We start from the raw sequence: 20,986 nt of genomic DNA, 5'->3' as shown, positions 1-20,986 counted from the left end.
AGTCTTTGGATGATATGTTAAATAATTCGGGCAATTGTCAATCAGGTCTGAATTTTGGGCGTTCCAGCGACCCGTAGAGTCGGCAGTCACTACAATCGACGGGAGCCATAATCACGTAAGTGCTGCCAAACAGACCTGTGGTGTCGATAAGGTAGCCAGCCTGCAGATAGTCTTGTACAAGTCTGTAGGGCACGGTATCTCTCTCCTGGTCGCACTGTTCCAGCGGGTACACAAGGGAGTCGAGTTGGTCACGGATGACTACCAGCGAATTAACTGACACCGTGCTGGCATCAAAATAGCCCAGTACCGGCTCGTTGCCATCACTTGTATTAAAAACATTCCCAATAAGTTCATAAGGCTGTGGGTCAAATAAGGTGCCTACCCCTTCGCTGCTTGCCCTTAAGGCCTCCCAGTATTTGTAACCCGCTTCGTCAAGAGCATATTGTTTTACTATAATACCGTAGAGGCTCTTTAATTTGAATCCTTTGGTGCTGGTAAAATTGATCTCATACTTTTTTACACGGTCTTCTGAGAGGGTTTTGGTGCTGGCCACCATTATTCTGCTGGAGGTGTCGGAGTTGTAGCAAATATTCACCGGCAGAATTTTGGGTATGGGATAGCCCATTCCGACTGTGTCTTTGTCGACTTGGAAGTCGAATTTTGAGTTAACAGGCATTTGAATTTCCCAATTTTCTGTCCATTCCCAGCGGTAGTAGTTGGTGTTGTTATTCTCGTCGAACGCATCGAGGTAAATGGCAATGCCTGACAGCGCTCTCCCGTCGTCAGTCAGTCTGGTTTCACTGCTGTAATAGACTTTTTCAATTGGAGGAGTTTGCTTAAGCGTAACCGGGCTGGATTGATAGTGGCTGCCTCCGGCAGTTACAATATCGAGCAAATATTTTTCTCCCACCTTTGCTGTCAAATCTGCCGCCGGGTTGTAATATGTACCGGGTAGCGTTTCCTTAAAAAGGTAGTCATTTGAGTGGCCATCTGTCACTTTCACTATGGCATTTTGCTCTGGTATCATGTCTTTCATGCCTATGGCCCGGGTTCTGGAGAGTTTGATTGTGTTGCCCTCCGCACCAGTTGTAAGCTGCCCTTCCACCACCAGTAGGTTGGTCAACTTCGTTCCTTGCGGCTCGAATCTTTCGAGGCAGCCAACACTCACGAAAAATATCAGTATGGCCAGGGTGATTATCCTCATTTCTCCACTTTGAAAAACTTTTTTTGAGAGATCAAATCGCCTGAGTCTGAGATTCCTTCAACGTCAATCAAATATGTCCCGGTATCGTCTCCGGCAAAAAACGCTACTACTCCAAGTCCGTTACTGATCTCTTTGCTATCAGCCCAATAGAGGGTGTTTCTGAAGTCTGGCAAGGTCGATGTTGAGTTAGCATCGTCGTAGTCGGGGAACACATACTTCGCCCCTTTCTGCACCCCAATAAAAGAATAGTCCTGGCCAGCAATGAGTGCAGGGTCTAGCCCCGCCAGGTCGCCCTTATATGAATGAAAGCTTGTGATGCCGTCGAAAATGGCTCCACCCATCAAATATCTCTTCGTCACTACATCAATCCGCTTCACAAGGCGAGGATCCAGCTCCATAATAGTGTTCGCCTTTTTAATAGGAAAGCCATCATAGAGCATCAACGGTTCATTGTTCATGATCTCATTTTTTTCCACGTTGACCATCTTAAAATAGAATTCGTCGTTTCTTTTTCTTGGGAAAATACCGGCTACGTATTCCCTCAGTACCTCTTCCATCAAAGGGAACCTTGTGTAGTCATCCAGGTAGTATTTCTGATCAGGAATGCCGTAAAAGGGTAATGAGTCACCCGACGGCTGGTGTTCATCAAATGGAATAATGCTGGAATACACATTTCTAACCTGCATGTTCTGGCTCGCCTGAGTCAGGTAACTCTCCCACTTTTCATCAATACTCAGTGACGGAACCTCAAGTGCAACAAAGGCCTCTGAAAACGACGGATCAATAATTATATCTACATTGGCATCTGGATCGCCGCTTTGCAGGTGCGCCTCTCCCTGGCCATAAAAATCCACAATCTCAAACCGAATAACGCCCTCGCTGTCAGCTTTTGAAGTATAGAATTCAGGTTGAGTTCCAATGATAGACAAGTAGATCAATTCATTTGCCTTTGGCGTTGTGGTGCCCGATTCATACACTTTACCAGTGAGGAATTGCCCCTTTGTTTCAGGCAAGTAGTGCCTGTCGGGTTTAAATGAAGCCTGGGAGGGTTTTTTTTTGACAACCACCGGAAGCTTCCCGGAATTTCCCTGGCCTGTCATGAAGAAATCTGGCACCTTACTTACAGAAACTGACACCAGCCCACTAGCAGGCCTACCTTCTACACCAGTTAATCCCAGGTCGATGGTTACCTTTTGCCTTGAGCGATATACTTCGCTGGCGGTTGATATCGTCAGACCTGCTGTGGGAGCAGAGACTTTTCTGGTGGCTGGCTTTTCACTGCTTTCTGACAGCCCAAGCGACTTAAATGGATTGATGATGGTAACAATTGAATAAGCATAGTCCTCGGGAGGAAAATTTCTCATCCACTTGGTGTAGGCTCTTAAGATGTAGTTGCCTGAAGTGGCGGTAAATGGTAAAAGAATGTCGCCCTTTCCTTTTCCATCATTCAAATCAATGATCGACTGCGCCAGTGGTGTGTTTTCGCTGTCGAGGAGTTCAACATAGGCCAGTCTGCTAAGTGGCGAAAGCAGGTGGTTTGACTGATCGAGACATGTTACTGAAAACCTTAAGCGATCACCCGTTAAATACACAGGGCCATCGTGGTGTATATGAATCTCTTCCCTGTAGGAAATGTCCTGAGCCTGAATCAAGTTGCTTGCGGGCAGCACCGATAAGAGTACCGATGCCGTTAGTAGCGTTCTTCCAAAAATGGCTTTAAGCTTTCTCATGGAATTAGAATCTGAAGTTGTAGGTGATGGTTGGAATGGGGCGGGCAAAGACAGAAAGCTTGTAGCCATTTATTTCTCCCTGCTCGGTCACGAAGTAGATGGAGTACACATTGTTGCGCCCCAGCACATTGAACAAAGCAAATGTCCATGAACTGTGCGCCAGCTTCTTGATTTTATGGTTGCCTTCGAAGTTGATGGACAAATCCATTCGGCTATAGTCAGGAATGCGGTAGGCGTTTCTGTCGGAATAGTGAACCCGGTTTGCTCCGCCTATGGTATAGACAGACAAGGGGTAGGTGATTGGCCGCCCTGTGCTGTACGTATAATTAACCGATATATTGATCCTTCTGGTGAATTTATAGTTTGAAACAATCGTAAGGTCATGCGGCTTGTCGTAGCTGGCAGGGAAATAAGTGCCTCTGTTTACCCTTTCTTCCGGAAACTGTCCTGCGATTTGTACGAACGTTCTGGAGTATGTGTAGCTTACCCATCCGTTGAGTTTGCCGGTTTTCTTTTTCAGCATGATCTCGAGCCCGTATGCCTTGCCTTTGGCTTTTATCACGTCAGTTTCCAGGTGCTCATTCATCACAAGCACTGCGCCGTTTTTATAGTCAAGCATATCGGTTAGCCACTTGTAGTAGGTTTCCACCGACAGTTCAAGGCTGTTGGATCTCATGTTGCGGTAGTATCCGATAGAGAACTGGTCTCCAATCTGCGGACTGATATAAGAATCGCTGAGCTTCCAGATATCAGTGGGGGAAATGGCCTGAGTGTTGGACAGCTGATGAATATACTGCCGCATTCTATTGAAGCTCAACTTGGCGGAACTGATGGGGTTGAAGGCATACCTCATAGAAGCTCTGTATTCCGGCCCGTGATAGGTTTTGATGAAGTCGCCTGAAGGGTACTGCAAAGTGTCCTGCATGGTATTCACGTCCTTTGCTCGGGTGGGGTCATATTGAATGACACTTTTTGGCCCAAGAAAAGAATACATGGAATAGCGCAGTCCCAGGTACAGCGAAAGCTTGTCGTTGATGTCAACCTTGTCGCCCACGTAAATAGCCGATTCAATCCCTTTTTCCTTTTCCAAAATCTTTTCCTGAAGGATGGATTGGTCACCAACAGGCTTGTTAAATCCAGGGTTCAGATCATAGTAAATACTGCTTAGCCCAAAATCGATTTTATGCATGGACTCAGGGAAGTAGCTGAAGTCGGCTTTGAAGTTGTGCTGGTTAATACCGTAACCAAGATTGAATGCGTTTACTGGCACGTCATCGGATGACAGACTGTAGTCGTAGTGGCTGGAAACTCCTGTGAAAACCCCATAAAGTCTGCTGTTGAATATTTTTTTCCATTTGATGGAAGCGTTGGAGTTGGTGTATTGGTACAGCGAATCGGAGTTGAGACTGAACTTGTCATTACTCAAATAGCCAGTAATATATACGCTGTTTTTTTCATCAATGTCGTAGGTCACCCTCGCATTCAGGTCGCTGAAACCGGCTGTGGAATTTTTAAAAGTAGCATTTGGCAGCCTTTTCAAAATCCAATCTGAGTAACTGCTTCGGCCAGCGATAAGGAACGAGGCCTTGTCTTCTATAATTGGGCCTTCAAGAGAAAGACGGCCAGTGACCAGCCCTATACCTCCGCTGCCAGCGAATTTTTTCTTGTTGCCATCTTTCATGTCTACCTCAAACACCGACGAGATTCTGCCTCCGTACTCCGCCGGAATGCCCGCTTTGTGCAGTTCAACATTCCTTACCACATCGGCATTGAAAGCCGTGAAGAAGCCAAAAAGGTGAGAAGGGTTGTAAATAACAGCGTCATTCAGCAAAATAAGATTCTGGCTGGTGCTGCCGCCCCGCACGTTGAAGCCATTGGAACCTTCGCCAACACTTTGAACCCCTGGAAGCGTTAAGGCTACTTTCATAATATCGGCCTCGCCAAAAGCAGAAGGCATCTGCTTGATCGACTGAATGTCGAGCCTGTCGAGCCCCATTTGCATCCCTGTAACGTTTACATCTCGTTCTGCTTCGATTACCACTTCCTTCAAAGCCACCACATCCTCTTCCATTTCTATATTGAAAAGCCCATCGGAGTAGAGAATGATTTGCCGCCTCGTACTTTTCATTCCCACATTTTGAATTTTCAGCAGCTGCTTGCCGTTGGGAATGGTGAGAGAGTAGTAGCCAAACTGGTCGGTAATGGTGCCTATTTTTGGGTTTTCGATATAAACTAAGGCCCCAATGACAGGCTCACCAGAAGCCATGCTTTTCACATAGCCCGCAACCGTAGCTTTCCCGGAGGCTAGCACCGCAGTTTTTTTGCCTACTTCGAAAGTCTTATTTTCTATGGCATCTTCCACAGGCCCCTGATTATTTCGTGTTTTTTCTAATTCCAGGGCAGCTACCTCCATTTTGTCTTCTACGGGCTCCCTTGTGAAAAAATCAGCAGGGAGGCTTTCCCGAATCACATAGCCTTTCGAGATAATTACTTTGCCTCCCGAATTGATGAAGAAACTTAAGTCGGAAGTGGACGGAATGATGGCTGTTAATGCTTCATTAAGAGAAGCTGAGTTAAGTGTGGCGTTTACCCGTATGGTGTCTGTCCATTGCGGATTGTAGAAGATCGCAGTTTTTGCCTGATCTTCAATGGTTTTTACCGCCTGATCAAAGGGTGTTTCGCTGAAAGTAGCGGTAATGGTTGGGTTTTGTGCCCGAGAATGGAACCCCAGCCCTATCATAAGTAATAAAACAGCTGCTTTTTTCATTTTCAGTTCTCTCCTTTTAAATCAAAGTAATAGCCAACTAACATGGCGGCAGTTCTTTTTGGGTTTTCGTGCCAGTACAATCTTCTTGCTCTTGAGTAGTCAGCGAGTTCTTTCTTTTTGTCTTCGAGAACCTTCAATAGCGCTCGTTTGCTTCTGATGATGATGAATTCATTGTCTTTTTTGAGGTATAATTTAACCTTGTGCTGAAATCCGACCACTGGCGCTCCTCTTGACTTGTCAATGAACTTTTCTTTTGTGTGTCTTGCCACCAGTTTATATTCTTTGTCGACAATCAACTCGTAAAAGCGAGATTTTTGCTCCCCGGTCACTTGGGGGGGCAAACGAACAAATTTTACTGATGAAAGCGTGAAAGAATTAATCTTTTCCTGAGCGGGCATAATAGAAATCGAAATGCCGTCATTAGGATTGTAGTGTTTCAGAACTACAAGGTCGTTTACAATGTCGTACCGTAATTCGAGCCCTTTGTATGCTCTGTCAAGAAAGTTGATGCTGCCAGGTTGCCATTCGGAAACTAAAAAAGCATGATCAACCACATCCGGATACTTGATTCCATATTCCGCGCCGTTGAATATTCTGCCACTATACCCGACTTCGGCGTCGTACTGATTGCTGAGAGCTTCAATGGAGGGATTTTGGCTGACGAGATTTTGTGCCGGAGCAGTATTGTACAGACAAGCACCAATGGCCAGCTGAAGCAAGGGTAGTAGTTTTCGCATCAAAGTAGGTAAAACAGATAAAAATCAATACAAAGTTAAACCCGGCATTGAAGCCAGGAATGATCTGAATTGTACCAACTTCGAAAGTTGACACAATTCAGCATTCTATAACTATTTAAGTTCAAAAATCCCTCATTTTGCAGGGAGGATATTCCCTAAGTGGCGGTAATGAATGAGTATCGGTAAACGGCTTATTTTTACGCTAAAAATTGTCAACTTCTCTATAGGCAGCCACAAGCGCCATTTCTCCTTCTTTTCCGGGTTTTGAAATACCGTGTTCCATGCCCATTATGCCGCGGTATCCTTTGTCATAAATATGCTTGAAAACATTCTTGTAGTTGATCTCACCCGTAGTCGGCTCTTTTCTTCCCGGGTTGTCGCCAATTTGAAAGTAGGCGATTTCGTCCCAGGTAAGGTTGATATTGGCGATGAGGTTTCCTTCGTTCCTTTGCATGTGATAGATATCATAAAGGATTTTGCAGGAAGGACTATCTACGGCCTTGCAAAGCTCATAGGTTTGGGCGGATGTTCGCATGAAAAGATCAGGTCTGTCACTTAACGGTTCAAGCACCATTACCAGCCCATGGGGCTCCAATATTTCTGCACCAGCTCTTAGGGCGTCGATTACGTTAGCTGTCTGTATCCCTATGGGTAAGCTTGCATCGTAGAAGCCCGGAACAACTGTCATCCATTTGGCATTGGCTCTTTTGGCCAGCTCTACGGATCTTTTGCAGGTATCAACAAACTTATCTTTAAATTCTTTCTTCCCTGTGGTCAACGAAATTTTCCAGTTGTCGCCGCCGTCAATTACGAACACCCCCATTCGCATGCCCAGCCTTTCGAGCGTGGCTGCGATCTTGTTTTGCATTTCAACGGGTCGGCCAAGCATACCATTGTCTTCAAGTGACCGGAAACCCTGATCAAACATAAATTTCAGCTCCTCAATTGGGTCATCGCCAACATGGTTTTTAAACATGCCAAAATGCGGCGCATAGTCCATTTTAAATGGCTTGCCAACAGCCTGGAGGGGATTCTTGTTTGCTTGCGCAAAGGCACTACCTCCCATAAGCGACACTGCGCCACTTGCCAGGGCTGCTCTGCCAATGAAATCTCTTCTATTCATTTCGTTAATTATTTAGGTGTTCGAGTAGGTATATTTTGTGTTATCGGGCAGCAACTGGCGCTCCATTTTTCAACGAAGACAAATAAGCGACCAAATCGACCAGTTCCTGCTGTGTGAAAGCGTTATGCAGCCCGGTAGGCATCAGTGAGTTTTCAAGTGGCTCTTTTGATACGATATCCTTTTTGGCATACCTTGTTTTGGCACCGCCAATGACAGTTACCTCAAGGGCATCGTTGGTTTCGCTGGAAATATAACCGGCTATTTTTTCGCCAGCTGCTGTAGTAATCAAAAAGCCCTCATAGCCAAAGCTGATGCCTGCGTCAGGATACATAATTGCCTTATAAAGCCCCTCTTTCCCAAGCTTATCACCAATTTCCGACAGCTGTGGGCCAAACTGGGTTCCTTTGTTGTTGACGACATGACAGGTGGAGCAAACCCTCTCAAACATGGCAGCGCCGTTTGTAGCACTTCCATCCAAAGCCACCAGCTCTTCAATGGAGCCAAATTTGGTGTCTCCGGCGGCCAGCATTTTGGCCGCCTCTTTTCTTACTGAGCTTTTAATGCCGTTGAGAAGTGTGTACATCGCAGTCTCTTTCAGCTCTTCGGGCACCTCGTTGGCCAATGCCATGTCCAAAAGGTTGTTTTCGGTCGACCAACCTGTTCCGTAGGCTTTGATGGCCGCTTTCCTTACCGCCAGGTCTCTGCTTTCATCAAGCGATATTTCCTTGAACGTATTCCAAACCTCAGGCCCCCAAAGGTTGGTCATCGCATTCAGCGTTTCGATTACCTTTTCGTTGTCTTTTTGCTGAAGTTGTTTTTTGAAAAAGTCGATGCCCTCAAATTGGTGCACAAGTTTAATCGCCTCCGGGCCAAATTCACTCTTTGGTGACTGGGTGTAAATACTTACTAACGAAGGCACCTGGTCCCTTAGCTGATACCTTTTTACCCAATCCATATACGTTGGAGTGCCCTTCATTTGTGCCAGCGACCCCCTCATGATTTTGTTGACTGCCGGATCCGAATTGATTTTTTCTGGCGAAATATGGCTCAGGGCCAGAATCTTTATGCTGTCTTGCTGTGGGTGTTTGATAGTCAGCATACCAGCAAGCAGATTGTCTTTTGATGGGTCTTTGTGAAAATCGAATGCACGGAAATAACGGAGGTTATCACGCATGCCTCCCTCCCCATTTGTAGCCAGCTTCGCCAGCATTGGCAGAGCCGACTTGGCCCGGCTTCTCCACACAATGTCGTTAGCTCCGGGCTTCTCCAGGCCACCTTTTTCTATCCAGTTGTTAAAGAATTCTTCGCCTCTGGGATCGGCACCTATACCCAATGCTTCCAAATACCACCTGTCCTTTCCGTCGTATTGCAGGGCAAGATCCGTCCAAATGTCGGCAGCTTTTGATGAATCAAGATATCGCACTGCAATGGCCACCTCTCTTCTTACCTGAGGTGATTTGTCAGACGCTGCCTTTGCCAAGTAGTCATCCAGGTTTTTCACCTGCAGGCTCCTGGCAATTTTTAGCCCCGTGATCCTGATGTTTTCATCGGCATCGCTGGTGGCTAGCTGAATGTATTCATCTGTCTTCCCGTCAATCCTGGCCAACAGCCACAGGGCTCTTGCTTTCATTCTTGGATTGCTGCTATTCAAAAGGCCTTTCAGCGCTGCTTCCGCTTCACTGCCCAACTCCTCAAGGGCCGTCCAGGCGAGATAGCGAGTGCCCATATTGGGGCTTTGCAAAGACTTCACTGCCGCCTCAGCGCCGGTAACGTTTATTTTTTCTACTTCATAATCGACACCCTTGGGTGCCACACGGTAAATCCTTCCCTGGGCCTGATCCCCCATTTGGTGTCCACCAACTCCAGGGTCATACCAGTCGGCCACGAACAATGAGCCATCCGGCGCTACGCACACATCCGAAGGTCGGAACCATGGGTCGTCATTGCCCTTAAGAATATTAGCAATGGAGGCAGTGTAGCCTGCTCCCTTCTTTTCCACCGGATACGCCCGCACCACATTAGGTCCTGCATCGGTATGAATCATCTGGTTCCTGAATCTTTCGGGAAGCAAGTCCCCTTCGTAAACGATCATACCGGTAGGCGATCCGGCGCCGGTTTGTAAAAGGTTGGGAACCGAACCCGGATCGTTTTGGTGCCAATGGCGAAGTGGAATTTCTTTTTCCATGTTGGTGCGGCGGGTGCTCCAGCTCGCACCGGTGAACTCGTCGGTAAAGCCGTAGTTGCCATATTCTAAAATGAAGTTGATACGAACGCCTCTGTTGCCATCGTCGTCGTTGTCAGACTGCCAGATGGAGCCATACGAGTCGACCGCCGGCTCATAGTTGTTTCTGAAATTGAAGCCAAGCACTTCCATGTTGCTGCCGTCGGTGTCGCAGCGGAAGAGCATCCCCTGGCGGTAAGGGTTGCCGGAGCCGTTTACCTCGTTGCCCACCATGTCGACAATCGGGTTGCCATCTTTGTCCAGCAGTTGGTCACCTGCATTACCAAAGTTAAAATAGAACTTGCCGTCAGGGCCGAAGGTGAAGGAGTGAATGGCATGGTCATGCTGCACTCCACCTAGACCTGTAAAAAGCACTTCCTTTTTGTCTGGCACATCATCACCATCTTCATCGGTGAAAATGAACACATTTGGGCTACAGGACACGATGACTTTGTTGCCAAAAACGCCTATGCCCAGAGCTGCATTGATATCGGTTCCCTGATAAAATATTTTTCGGCTGTCGGCCTTTCCATCGCCATCTGTGTCTTCCAGAATGACGATTTTATCTCCTTTCGCATCTACCTCATTGCCAGGGTTGAGCTCGCTGCGGTAGTTAAAAGCTTCACACACCCATACCCTGCCACGGGGGTCAACGTCGATGTTGGTAGGGTTCATGATCATGGGCTCGGCGGCAAAAAGTGTTGCTTCCAATCCATCAGCCACCTCCAGCCCCGAAACGGCATACTCCGGCAGCCGCTTTTGGGCCTCGGTTAATGTGGAGCGATCCACAGGGGGAGCTTCTGTGGAGCAGTGTGTAAAAAATGCGGCGGCGATTGACAAGGCAATCGCCCTTTTAAACATGGAAATGTTCTTTGCCATAACGAGTTAAGTAGGTGTTTCTGTAAATCAACTTTCAAAATAGATAAAACCTGCGTTTATTCCACGCTTAGTTTGATGATTGAGCGTTGTATTATATAAAGTCACTTGTTTTGAAGCCAACGGTTTTACTTTTCTTGCTGCTACTATCTGTTTTGCCATCCCGGGCCCAGCAGTTCAGTTTCTCTGAGCCGAAAATGGGTACAATATTTAATATTACTATTGATGGCCCCGATAGCCTTACGGCTCGAAAGGCAGCATACAAGGCATTTGCCCGTATCGATCAGATAAACCTGGCGCTGAGTGACTATTCAGAACAAAGCGAAACCTGGCAGCTAAATGCTACATCGCCTGCCAACTGGGTAGCGGTGAGCGAGGACTTAGGGGAGGTGCTCAAAATGTCGAAAGCCATTTCTGAACAGACTTTTGGTGCATTTGATCCTACCATTGGAGCGTTGGTACAGTTGTGGAGAAGGGCAAAACGCAAAAATGAGCTTCCCGGACAACGGCAGATTGAGGAAGCTTTGGCAGTCAATGGCTTTGATGCTATTGTGTTTGACACCACCAGGCTGCCGTTTAAAATAAAATATATAAAAAAGGGGATGAAACTCGACTTCGGAGGAATCGGGAAAGGCTATGCTGTTGAAGAGGCACTGAAGGTACTAAAGGCAGAGGGTTTTGCACACTCGTTCGTGTCTGCCGGCAGCTCCATCGCAGCAGCGGATGCTCCAGCCAGCAAGCCTACGTGGGAGTTTCTTTTGGAGGACAAAAATAGCGGCGGCCCTGGCATTAATGAGCTGATCAAATGCACCAACTGTTTCATTGCCTCATCAGGCGACATCTATCAATACCTTGAGTTCGGGGGCAGAAAATACTCGCACATCATTGATCCCGAAACCGGGGAGGCGTTGACTAACGGGGCCTTTGTTATTGTTACAGCACCGTCAGGTGCTCAGGCTGATGCGTATGCTACCGCCTTTTGTGTAATGGAAATGGAAGAGATAAGAAGGTTTCTGGAAAGGAACAGCGACGTATCAGCCATGGTGTGGAAAAAAAATGGTGCGGTAATGGAGCAACTCACCTTTGGCCAGTCATTTGTCAATTAAACAAAAAACCCTGACGGGTTTGAAGCCGCCAGGGTCTATGTTAGTTACTCGATTTTATGTCAGATAACCTGAGTTACACCCGGTACCGCAATGGTATAAAAACCATTTTTGTCAGGCATTGACTTAGGATTCGCATCCCATGCAAGCCTGTCTGGAAACAAGTTCACCTCAGAATTGATTGCTTCTTCCCAGGTGAGCTCTCTTCCGGAATAGGTGGCCATACGGCCCATGATAGCCGTCATGGTTGCCTTGGCTCCATTTTCAAGGTCGTTGATGACTCCACCTTTTCGGATGGAGGCAAATAGTTCGACGTGCTCCTGCTCGTATGGGTTCGGATCGTCTTTGCCCCTGTGCTTGTAAATAATATTTCCTTTGAGGTCAACAATGTTGCCGCTGCCGTCGGCACGACCCTTGGTGCCTACAATTTCTTCGGTTACTTTGTCCATGCAGCCTTTGATATGGCGGCACTGGCTGTTCATGATAGCACCATCTTCGTAGGTGTATTCGACATAGTGGTGATCAAAAATTTCGCCGAACTCCTTGCCAGTTCTCACCTGACGTCCACCCATACCCTGTGCCTTCACCGGATAGCCTTGCTTGGCCCAGTTCATCACGTCGATGTTGTGGATGTGTTGTTCCACGATGTGGTCGCCGCATAGCCAGTTGAAATAATACCAGTTTCTCATTTGGTACTGCATCTCTGTCATGTCGGGTTGTCTTTCTCTCACCCATACACCAGCGCTGTTCCAGTAAACCTGGCCTGATGTAACGTCGCCTATTTCGCCACCGTGAACTCTCTTCATGACCTCACGATAAGAAGACTCGTAGTGACGCTGAAGACCAACTACTATGTTGAGGTTCTTTTGCTTCGATTCTTCCAGAAGACCTAAAACTTTACGGATACCCACCGCATCTGTAGCCAGAGGTTTCTCGCAGAAGATGTGCTTACTCTGTTTGATGGCATACTCCAGGTGGTAGGGGCGGAATCCCGGAGGGGTAGCCAGTATGACAACGTCAGCCAGATCAATAGCGCTCTTATAGCCTTCAAATCCAACAAATTTATTCTTTTCCGGCACGTCGATTTTTGCTTTCAAACTGCCTTTGCCGTCTACATCGTCTTTGGTGATGTTGCTGTAGCAAGCATCAAGCCTGTCTCTGAAAGCGTCGGCCATCGCCACCAGCTTCACATTGGGGTCGGCAATTAGCGCTTGAACTACGGCGCCGGAACCACGGCCGCCACAGCCTACGAGGGCAAGTTTAAGCTCCTTTGGTTTTTGCAAGGTCATGGCGTTGGCATCCCATGCCAGCCCGCTAAGCATAATGCCCCCGGCAGCCATGGCAGAACCTTTTACGAAATCTCTGCGATTGAGCCCGGAGGTATTTTTTGAATCAGTATGAGTCATAACGGTATGTGTTAAGTGTGTGTAGGTAGTTTCAGGAAATCAATATAGTTAACCTTCGTCAAGAACGGAAGCCCAGAAGGCCGCTTGCTCTGCTTTTGTTGGTTGCTTGGCTGGCTTTACCAGTCTTATGCCCACAAATGGAGCATCTGATGCCCACCAGAAGCTTTTAGGAATCTGTGGATCACGCTTTTGCCAGTTGGGGGTTGATGTTGTTCTATTGGCCGACCGTAGATCTTCCGGGTCGTCGTCCCATGAGCCTCCACGGGCCGTTCTCGGATGAAGGTTAGTAGGCTTTCTCCACGGGTTTGTTTGACCATCGGCAACAGTTGCATAGTAGTCTGCCTGGTATTGGTCGAGCGTCCATTCCATCACGTTGCCATGCATGTCGTAAAGCCCCCAGGCATTCGGCTTCTTGCCTTTTACCTCGTGGTATTTGTCGTTGCTGTTATCGTAAAACCAGGCATAACTTTTCAGTGAATCTGCATTGTCGCCAAATGAGTAGGCTGTGGTTGAACCGGCTCGGCAGGCGTATTCCCATTCCGCTTCCGTTGGCAGACGGTAGAACTCACCAGTGGTCTCGCTTAGCCATTTGCAAAAAGTAACGGCTGCATACTGTGTCATGCTGGTAGCGGGAAATCCATACTTACCCATGCCATAGCTGGGATCCAGATAAGGCGTGCTGGGCTTTACCATGGCATCGGCCTTCTTCTGGCTTGCCTCATCCACATACACAAGAGTAGCTCTTTTGTCTTTGTCGGTGAATAGTTCATACAGTTCCCATGTCACCTCTGTTTCAGACATATAGAATGCCTCCAGGGCTACCTGATGAACAGGGCCCTCGTCTTCCTCTCTGTTTTTTGCCCCTTCGGGGCTACCCATTGTAAAAGTACCTGCCGGAATGGGAACCATTTTGAACGAGACCTCACTTCCTTCTATCGTCTTGGTAATGGGCTCCAAGCCCTCTTGAGCGTAAGTGAAACCTGCCACCGAAACGCAACCAATAGTTAGCAATCTTTTCAACAACATAATCTTATCAGTCCTCTACAATTAGTTTAAATGATATTTCCACTTCTTCTCCGGTTACTATCTGTCCAAACATGGCCGTTGGTGGCTCCATGTCATAATCTTTCATATTTAGTTTGTAAGAACCTTCGAACGAATACTTTCCACTGGCATCCTGCTTTCCTGCTACAGGGAGAGCGATCTCTTTTGTTTTACCAGCGATGGTAAGGTTGCCTTTTGCTTCTACAGCAAAGGTTTCTTTACCGGGCGAAGTAATCTGATTGTCGGTCAGTGAAAATGTAATGTTCGGATTTTCTTCATACTTGAGCGCATTGTACATTTTCTGCTCCATGGTTTCACCACGTTCGCTTTTGATACTAAGCACGGGCACAGTAATAGACACCGCCGCTATTTTATCGCCTTTCTTGAATTCGCCTTTTTTGAGAATTTTCTCATCTACCTTAACAGTACCGCTTACGTCAGTGACATTGCAGGTCCAGCTATGGAGCGTGGAGGTGCCAGAAATTGACATTTCGGAAGATTTGCTGACTTTCAAATCTGAGTTTTGACCATAGCTATGGCTAAAAATTGCCAAAAAGGCAACCGCCAGTAAAATCGGGTGTGTTCTTTTCATTTCGTTTAAGTAATTCCTTTCGAATAATAAATTAAATGTAAAATGACGAGAACCAGAAGAATCATTTGACGAATCAGTGTAAAGGCCTGATTAATTGTTTAAATTCATACAATAAAAAAGAAACGGATGACGATGAAAGGTGTGGGGAGGCAATGGGCCTTACTATTTGTGGCAGTGGCAATGCTCGGATGCAGCAAAGATGAAGACCCCAAGCCGGTGGCTATCACAGCGGCGGACTTTGAAGGAGAATGGTCGATTACAACTTTCAAGCTGGAAGGAGCTGATGAAACGACAACGCTTTCGGAGCTCACATTTGAAATATTTTCGAATGGCGATTTTCTTGTCAACAAGAATGGGCAGAACGATTCCTATGGCTCTTATGAGGTAGATGAGGCCACAAAGGTTTTGACCGTCGATCTTACCAATCCAAAGGAACCATCCAAAGTAATCAATGGTACCTGGCAGGTATATGAAAAAACCGATGACAGCATGACACTAAAAAGCTTCGAGCAGGGTGAAAAGAAAGACTTTGTGCTCACGAAGATTTAGCCCTTTGAGGCAAAGAATATCCCCCTTATTGTTCATTTGTTTGAATCAAGTCATAAATTTGAATTCTTCTTTGTGACTTATGCAAAACACCTTAAAATCCTTCGGCTCGACCCTGGAAGGAGAGTTCTTTATTGACGATGTGCTGCGGAGGTTATACGCTACGGATGCGTCCGCCTACAAGGAAATGCCGCTCGCTGTGGCTATGCCAAAGAGCATTTCCGACATCAAGAAACTTATTGAATTTGCTCGTCAGCATAAAACCTCTCTGATTCCACGTACTGCTGGTACCTCGCTGGCAGGCCAGGTGGTGGGCAGCGGCATTGTAGTAGACGTGTCCAAGCATTTTACCCGGATACTTGAGGTAAACAAGGAAGAAAAGTGGGTGCGGCTGCATCCGGGCGTTGTGCGTGATGATTTGAACAAACACCTGGCTCCGTTCGGTCTAATGTTTGCTCCGGAGACGTCCACAGCCAATAGGGCGATGGTAGGTGGGATGGTCGGTAACAACTCCTGCGGCTCCAATTCTGTGGTGTACGGCAGCACCCGTGAGCACCTGCTGGAAGCAAAAGTAATCCTAAGTGATGGCTCCGATGCAGTCTTTCATTCACTGGACCCGGACGAGTTCATCAAGAAGATAGAAAATAATTCCACCCTCGAAAATCAAATTTACAGGGAGCTATTCGATATTCTAAATGATGCCGAAAACCAGGCGGAAATTGAGCGGGAATTCCCCAAGGTAAGCATCCCCAGGCGCAACACAGGGTATGCCATGGACATGCTCCTGAGGGAAAAGCCTTTCATCGAAACAGGCCCCGACTTCAACCTTTGCTCGCTGCTGGCTGGATCCGAAGGCACGCTTGCTTTTATCACTGAATTGAAGCTTAATCTTGTACCACTTCCCCCAAAAGACAGGGCACTGGTTTGCGTTCACTATAATACCATCGAAGAAAGCTTGCGGGGCAACCTCATTGCGCTCAAATACAACCCAAGTGCCTGCGAGCTCATCGACAAGATCATTCTCGATTGTACCAAGAGCAACATCGAACAGAACAAAAACAGGTTCTTTATTCAAGGAGACCCGGGAGCCATTTTGGTGGTTGAAATCGGAAGGGAAACAGCCGAAGAAAGAGACAGAGACGTTGCGGCAATGATTGCTGAGATGCAGTCAGTTGGCCTGGGCTATCATTTTCCAGTTCTCTTTGGCGACGATATGGGTAAGATATGGACCTTGAGAAAAGCAGGGCTCGGATTATTAGCCAACATGCCCGGAGACGCCAAAGCCGTTCCGGTGATTGAGGACACCGCTGTGGATGTAAACGAGCTGCCGGAGTATATCAGGGAGTTCAATGAGATTCTTCATAAATATGGACTGAGCAGCGTGCATTATGCACATGCCAGCACAGGAGAGCTGCACCTCCGTCCTATTCTTGACCTGAAGATCGCCGAGGGCCAGCAAATGTTCCGCACCATTGCCGAGGAAATAGCGACCCTGGTGAAAAAATACAAAGGTAGCTTAAGTGGAGAGCATGGCGACGGCAGACTGAGAGGGGAGTTCATCCCTCTGATGGTGGGCCAGAAAAACTATGAGTTGATGGAGAGGGTCAAAGATGTCTTTGATCCGGAAAATATCCTGAACCCCGGCAAGATCGTCCGCACACCGCCGATGGATACATCTCTTCGGTATACAATCGGGCAGGGGACCAAAGAAATTGACACGCTCTTTGATTTTTCCGATACCCTTGGCATCGTTCGGGCAGCTGAGCAATGCAACGGCTCAGGCGACTGTAGAAAAACCCATTTGAGCGGAGGCACCATGTGCCCGAGCTTCATGGCTACCCGTAACGAGAAAGAAACCACCAGAGCAAGGGCGAACATGCTCAGGGAAATGCTGACCAGCAGCACAAAGAAAAACCCATTCGATCACAAAGAGATCAAAGAAGTGATGGATTTGTGCCTGTCGTGCAAAGGCTGCAAATCAGAGTGCCCCAGCAATGTGGACATGGGTAAACTGAAAGCAGAGTTCACACAGCATTATCACGAAGCGAATGGCATCCCCTTCCGCAGCAGAATGGTGGCCGGCTTTGCCAAAGCCAGCAAGCTGGCATCCATAGCCCCTGGCTTGTACAATTTCAGCATCAGCAATTCGGTAACAGCACCTATTATTAAAGCATTCCTTGGCTTTGCTCAGGACAGGCCCATCCCGAGGTTAAGCACAACAACTTTTCGTGCCTGGTTTGAGAAGAAGTTTAAACCGACTGTAGATCCATCTGAAGCCAAAGGCAGCGTGCTCATGTTTTGCGACGAGTTTACCGACTACAACGACGCCGAGATCGGAGCAACAGCTGTAAAACTCCTGGACAAGCTAGGCTATGTCGTGGAAATGCCTGATCACGAAGAGTCAGGTCGGGCGCATCTGTCAAAAGGGCTGATCAGGGAAGCCCAAAAACTGGCAGAAAAGAACATCAAGTTGCTGGCAGGTAAGGTATCAAATGAAAAGCCACTGCTGGGGATTGAACCAAGTACGATTTTCTCTTTCAGGGATGAATACATCGACCTGACCAGAGGTGAAGTAAAGGAGCAGGCCAGGGAAATTGCGAAAAACACTTTCCTGATTGACGAATTTTTGGCTGCCGAAATGGAAAAGGGCAATATCAAGGCAGAGCAGTTTACGGAAGAGAAGAAAAGAATCAGGCTACATGGTCACTGTCACCAAAAGGCCTTGAGCTCGGTAGTGCCTTCCAAGAAAATGCTTAGCCTCCCTAAAAATTATGAGGTGCTGATGATACCAAGTGGTTGCTGTGGGATGGCAGGCTCTTTTGGCTATGAGAAAGAACACTATGAGGTTTCCATGCAAATTGGGGAGCTGGTGCTCTTCCCAACAGTAAGGAAAGAAGCTGACGACACCATCATTGCCGCACCAGGCACAAGCTGCCGTCATCAGATCAAAGATGGAACCGACAGAGTGGCGAAGCATCCTGTGGAGGTGCTTTGGGAGGCGTTGGTTTAGAGACTTAAAACAAGAAAACCCGGTCTAGGCCGGGTTTTCTTCGTGGTATAGCACAGGAAGGTCTTTTTCAATTTTTTCAAATTCCGTCCTTGCTTTGGCAAGATCATATTGTTGCTGAAGTCGAAGGAAAAACTCGGGGCTTGTCCCGAATACCTTTGCTAGTTTAAGAGACATCAGCGGACTGATGCCTGCTTTTTCATTCAAGATCAAGGAAAGTTGCTTCCTTGATATCATCACCTTCTCTGCCATGGACGTTACATCTATATTTAGAGGCTCCATGTAATCTTCACGAAGGATTTCTCCTGGGTGGGAGGGGTCGTACATCATATATTCTTTCATTATCATTGTTCGCTCTTTATTCATTTTTATACAGTACCACTATAGTATAACCTTCTACTTCAGCAACAAATAATCCAACTAGTGATAATCCAGATAGTCAAGGTCAATAACATCGCCCTTTTCGAAGCGAAAAACCAACCTCCAGTTACCACTCACACTTAAAGCATAATATCCTTTCAATTCTCCTTTCAATGGATGAAAACCACTACCAGGAAAGGATAGGTCATTTAAATCAGATGCCACATTCAGCCTTGAAACTAATCTTCGGAGCTTCTTGACATGCATTTGATTCACGCCAGATACATCTCCTTTTATTAGGAAACGTTCTAGCGCTTTGCTTTTGATTGAAATAATCACTGATACAATAATGAATTATTTGTTGCCCGCATTTCAAAGAACTTTCGATGGCCTTTTGCCAATGAGACAAATATAACTAATTTTTGACACCTGATACGTAACAGGTTCAAATTATTTCTTATGTCAAACCTTTTTTTGGCAAGGGAACCCCTTTTCAGTACAAAGATCCCTCCACTCCCTCACCACAGCAACCACTCCCCGTCTTCCAGCTCAAAATAGATCATGAATATTAGCACGAAAAGCAAAACGCAAGTGCCAAAAATGGCCGTAAATAGGGCTTTACCTTTCCCAGACTCTCCTGTCTCTTTGATCTGTTTCAAGCCGATATAGCCATAAATGGTGGCTGGAATCAACAAGAACAGAAAAAACAGGAACTCTGGCGCAATAACAATTGCGGCCAAAATGCTAAGCATAGAGATGATGAACATAGTAAATGCCGCCCCCGCTGCCTTGTTTTTTTTCGGAGGCTCTTCAGCAACATTGTCGGTCAGGCTTGGCGTTACATCCCCGGTGGCCTTTTTCGCAGAGGCCATTTCATTCCAACCCGAGCTTCCCCGAACAATCATTTTGATGTCTTTCCTAAGTTTCTTTTTTGAGTGATTGGAGGTTGCATCCCTCTGCGCTGCAGTGCTAAACAACTCACCTTCCAAAGAAATTTCCCGGCCTTCCAGGGCATGCTCCACTATAGGCGACTTGTTTGCCAGCCGATCCAGGGTTTTTGCTGTTGGGCCGGAAGAATAGGTGGTTTCATGAAACCGATAGTATTTGGGCGTGGAACAACCAGACAATGTTACTAACCCCGCCAGTAGAATAAAGAGAGTTGCCGAGGCAGCTTTGCTTAGAGAATTGAGAACTGAGTGTTTTTTCTTCTCGTTGCGATACAAACCGACTGTTAGGAGGCTATGCTCCATCGAACGAATGATTTCCATAACATTAATAAGTTTAAAAAATTGGATGACGAAATAATTGCTACAATCAACTGCGCCGCCACTCCGCCAAAAAATATTATTAGCTGTTCACAACTAATATCAAAAGAAACAGCTACTTTTTCTACTATTTAACCCTAACAAATTATGTGCCGACTCCTCGCCTACCTGGGAAGACCTATCCTGATGGATAAATTCCTGTATGAGCCTAAAAACTCCATGATCAAACAGAGCTTTAGCGCCAAAGAAATTGAGGAGCCGCTCAATGGCGACGGTTTCGGCGTAGGCTGGTACCACAAGGAGATTTCGCCCGACCCCGCCACTTTTGTGTCGATTTACCCGGCATGGAACAACCGCAACCTCCGCTACCTGGCGCCAAAAGTAAAGTCAGAATGCCTGGTGGCCCATGTTCGTGCTGCCAGTGAAGGAGACGTGTCGGAAGCCAACTGCCACCCTTTTCATTACCACAACTACCTGATGCTGCACAATGGTGGCGTTGAGGAATTCATCAAAATAAAGCGACGGCTAACCAGCTCGCTGCATGAAGATCGCTATCGCTGGATCAAAGGTCAGACGGATTCTGAACATCTATTCGCTGTTTTCCTTGATAAGCTGGCGACAAGAGGTGCCAACTTCGACGCCGAGGATGTGGCCGACTCCTTCGAGGAAATGATTATCGACATGAAGGCTGCCATGCACGAAGCTGAGATCACAGACCCTGCCTACCTCAACATGGTGTTTGTGGACGGTGAGCGAATGGTGGGCCTGCGGTACATTTCTAATCCGAGCGACAAGCCATTGACTTTATATTACTCAGAGGGAAGCCGCTATGTGTGCGAGGACGGCATGTGCCATATGTTGCCTGCCACGCCGGAAGAAAAGTCGGTGATGATTGTATCGGAAAAACTGACGGAGTTTGCTGAGGACTGGAAACCCATTCCCGATAATCATATGATTTTGGTAAAAAAGGACTTGAGTGTGAGCTTGAGAAAGGTAACGGCCTGA

15 protein-coding genes are annotated in these 20,986 nt (G+C 47.0%); 4 read left to right on the top strand and 11 right to left on the bottom strand.

The features are described 5' to 3' along the window. Nucleotides 1-37 precede the first annotated feature (37 nt). The 6 genes from AAC052_RS08750 to AAC052_RS08725 form a co-directional block, all read right to left on the bottom strand. Nucleotides 38-1,204, bottom strand: a complete 1,167-nt coding sequence (locus AAC052_RS08750) for a DUF4249 domain-containing protein (protein ID WP_339812593.1) — start codon at nucleotides 1,202-1,204, stop codon at nucleotides 38-40. After that, nucleotides 1,201-2,934, bottom strand: a complete 1,734-nt coding sequence (locus tag AAC052_RS08745; RefSeq protein WP_339812592.1) for a hypothetical protein — start codon at nucleotides 2,932-2,934, stop codon at nucleotides 1,201-1,203. The genes AAC052_RS08750 and AAC052_RS08745 overlap by 4 nt, the downstream gene beginning before the upstream one ends. A 4-nt stretch (nucleotides 2,935-2,938) precedes the next feature. Continuing rightward, nucleotides 2,939-5,701, bottom strand: coding sequence for a TonB-dependent receptor (locus AAC052_RS08740; RefSeq protein ID WP_339812591.1), 2,763 nt, complete (start codon nucleotides 5,699-5,701; stop codon nucleotides 2,939-2,941). A 2-nt stretch (nucleotides 5,702-5,703) separates the two neighbouring features. After that, the gene (locus AAC052_RS08735) at nucleotides 5,704-6,438 is read right to left on the bottom strand and encodes a hypothetical protein (RefSeq protein ID WP_339812589.1); all 735 of its coding nucleotides are present in this window, start codon (nucleotides 6,436-6,438) and stop codon (nucleotides 5,704-5,706) included. 202 nt (nucleotides 6,439-6,640) lie between these two features. Further along, nucleotides 6,641-7,561: a TIM barrel protein gene (locus tag AAC052_RS08730; RefSeq protein ID WP_339812588.1), complete on the bottom strand. Its 921-nt coding sequence runs from the start codon at nucleotides 7,559-7,561 to the stop codon at nucleotides 6,641-6,643. 40 nt (nucleotides 7,562-7,601) lie between these two features. Continuing rightward, the gene (locus AAC052_RS08725; RefSeq protein ID WP_339812586.1) at nucleotides 7,602-10,661 is read right to left on the bottom strand and encodes a PVC-type heme-binding CxxCH protein; all 3,060 of its coding nucleotides are present in this window, start codon (nucleotides 10,659-10,661) and stop codon (nucleotides 7,602-7,604) included. Nucleotides 10,662-10,855: 194 nt separating this feature from the next. Between AAC052_RS08725 and AAC052_RS08720 the strand changes: the two genes are divergently transcribed. Next, nucleotides 10,856-11,764: an FAD:protein FMN transferase gene (locus AAC052_RS08720; protein ID WP_339812584.1), complete on the top strand. Its 909-nt coding sequence runs from the start codon at nucleotides 10,856-10,858 to the stop codon at nucleotides 11,762-11,764. 59 nt (nucleotides 11,765-11,823) lie between these two features. Here AAC052_RS08720 and AAC052_RS08715 read toward each other — a convergent pair whose 3' ends face one another. From AAC052_RS08715 to AAC052_RS08705, 3 genes are read right to left on the bottom strand one after another with little or no spacing between them, the layout of a single operon-like run. Further along, complete coding sequence (locus AAC052_RS08715) at nucleotides 11,824-13,167, bottom strand: Gfo/Idh/MocA family oxidoreductase (protein ID WP_317489314.1); 1,344 nt, start codon at nucleotides 13,165-13,167, stop codon at nucleotides 11,824-11,826. Nucleotides 13,168-13,215: 48 nt separating this feature from the next. Beyond that, nucleotides 13,216-14,193 (bottom strand): SUMF1/EgtB/PvdO family nonheme iron enzyme, encoded by a 978-nt coding sequence (locus AAC052_RS08710; RefSeq protein WP_339788564.1) that lies wholly within the window; start codon nucleotides 14,191-14,193, stop codon nucleotides 13,216-13,218. A 7-nt stretch (nucleotides 14,194-14,200) separates the two neighbouring features. Continuing rightward, nucleotides 14,201-14,803, bottom strand: coding sequence for a YceI family protein (locus AAC052_RS08705; RefSeq protein ID WP_339812582.1), 603 nt, complete (start codon nucleotides 14,801-14,803; stop codon nucleotides 14,201-14,203). A gap of 126 nt (nucleotides 14,804-14,929) precedes the next feature. On the opposite strand from AAC052_RS08705, the gene AAC052_RS08700 reads away from it, so the two are divergent. Both AAC052_RS08700 and AAC052_RS08695 read left to right on the top strand, forming a co-directional pair. Then, on the top strand, nucleotides 14,930-15,352 hold the full coding sequence (locus AAC052_RS08700) for a hypothetical protein (RefSeq protein WP_339812580.1): 423 nt from the start codon (nucleotides 14,930-14,932) through the stop codon (nucleotides 15,350-15,352). A 79-nt stretch (nucleotides 15,353-15,431) separates the two neighbouring features. Beyond that, nucleotides 15,432-18,359 (top strand): FAD-linked oxidase C-terminal domain-containing protein, encoded by a 2,928-nt coding sequence (locus AAC052_RS08695; RefSeq protein WP_339812578.1) that lies wholly within the window; start codon nucleotides 15,432-15,434, stop codon nucleotides 18,357-18,359. Nucleotides 18,360-18,383: 24 nt separating this feature from the next. On the opposite strand, the gene AAC052_RS08690 is transcribed toward AAC052_RS08695, so the two are convergent. Together AAC052_RS08690 and AAC052_RS08685 are read right to left on the bottom strand one after the other, a co-directional pair. Beyond that, a complete protein-coding gene (locus AAC052_RS08690; protein ID WP_317489319.1) occupies nucleotides 18,384-18,704 on the bottom strand; it encodes a HigA family addiction module antitoxin in 321 nt (106 codons plus the stop codon). Nucleotides 18,705-19,234: 530 nt separating this feature from the next. Next, nucleotides 19,235-19,984, bottom strand: coding sequence for a DUF4190 domain-containing protein (locus AAC052_RS08685; protein ID WP_339812577.1), 750 nt, complete (start codon nucleotides 19,982-19,984; stop codon nucleotides 19,235-19,237). A gap of 144 nt (nucleotides 19,985-20,128) precedes the next feature. Between AAC052_RS08685 and AAC052_RS08680 the strand changes: the two genes are divergently transcribed. Then, nucleotides 20,129-20,986: a class II glutamine amidotransferase gene (locus AAC052_RS08680; protein WP_317489323.1), complete on the top strand. Its 858-nt coding sequence runs from the start codon at nucleotides 20,129-20,131 to the stop codon at nucleotides 20,984-20,986.

It is taken from the genome of uncultured Imperialibacter sp. (assembly GCF_963974565.1).
GTDB lineage: Bacteria > Bacteroidota > Bacteroidia > Cytophagales > Cyclobacteriaceae > Imperialibacter > Imperialibacter roseus.
Note: the sequence above shows the minus strand (reverse complement) of the source record. Positions and strands in the feature narration are given on the sequence as shown.

Coding starts and splice junctions, on each gene's coding strand:
- AAC052_RS08750 (WP_339812593.1), bottom strand. CDS start 1,204: ATGAGGATAATCACCCTGGCCATACTGATATTTTTCGTGAGTGTTGGC.
- AAC052_RS08745 (WP_339812592.1), bottom strand. CDS start 2,934: ATGAGAAAGCTTAAAGCCATTTTTGGAAGAACGCTACTAACGGCATCG.
- AAC052_RS08740 (WP_339812591.1), bottom strand. CDS start 5,701: ATGAAAAAAGCAGCTGTTTTATTACTTATGATAGGGCTGGGGTTCCAT.
- AAC052_RS08735 (WP_339812589.1), bottom strand. CDS start 6,438: ATGCGAAAACTACTACCCTTGCTTCAGCTGGCCATTGGTGCTTGTCTG.
- AAC052_RS08730 (WP_339812588.1), bottom strand. CDS start 7,561: ATGAATAGAAGAGATTTCATTGGCAGAGCAGCCCTGGCAAGTGGCGCA.
- AAC052_RS08725 (WP_339812586.1), bottom strand. CDS start 10,661: ATGGCAAAGAACATTTCCATGTTTAAAAGGGCGATTGCCTTGTCAATC.
- AAC052_RS08720 (WP_339812584.1), top strand. CDS start 10,856: ATGGGTACAATATTTAATATTACTATTGATGGCCCCGATAGCCTTACG.
- AAC052_RS08715 (WP_317489314.1), bottom strand. CDS start 13,167: ATGACTCATACTGATTCAAAAAATACCTCCGGGCTCAATCGCAGAGAT.
- AAC052_RS08710 (WP_339788564.1), bottom strand. CDS start 14,193: ATGTTGTTGAAAAGATTGCTAACTATTGGTTGCGTTTCGGTGGCAGGT.
- AAC052_RS08705 (WP_339812582.1), bottom strand. CDS start 14,803: ATGAAAAGAACACACCCGATTTTACTGGCGGTTGCCTTTTTGGCAATT.
- AAC052_RS08700 (WP_339812580.1), top strand. CDS start 14,930: ATGACGATGAAAGGTGTGGGGAGGCAATGGGCCTTACTATTTGTGGCA.
- AAC052_RS08695 (WP_339812578.1), top strand. CDS start 15,432: ATGCAAAACACCTTAAAATCCTTCGGCTCGACCCTGGAAGGAGAGTTC.
- AAC052_RS08690 (WP_317489319.1), bottom strand. CDS start 18,704: ATGATAATGAAAGAATATATGATGTACGACCCCTCCCACCCAGGAGAA.
- AAC052_RS08685 (WP_339812577.1), bottom strand. CDS start 19,984: ATGGAAATCATTCGTTCGATGGAGCATAGCCTCCTAACAGTCGGTTTG.
- AAC052_RS08680 (WP_317489323.1), top strand. CDS start 20,129: ATGTGCCGACTCCTCGCCTACCTGGGAAGACCTATCCTGATGGATAAA.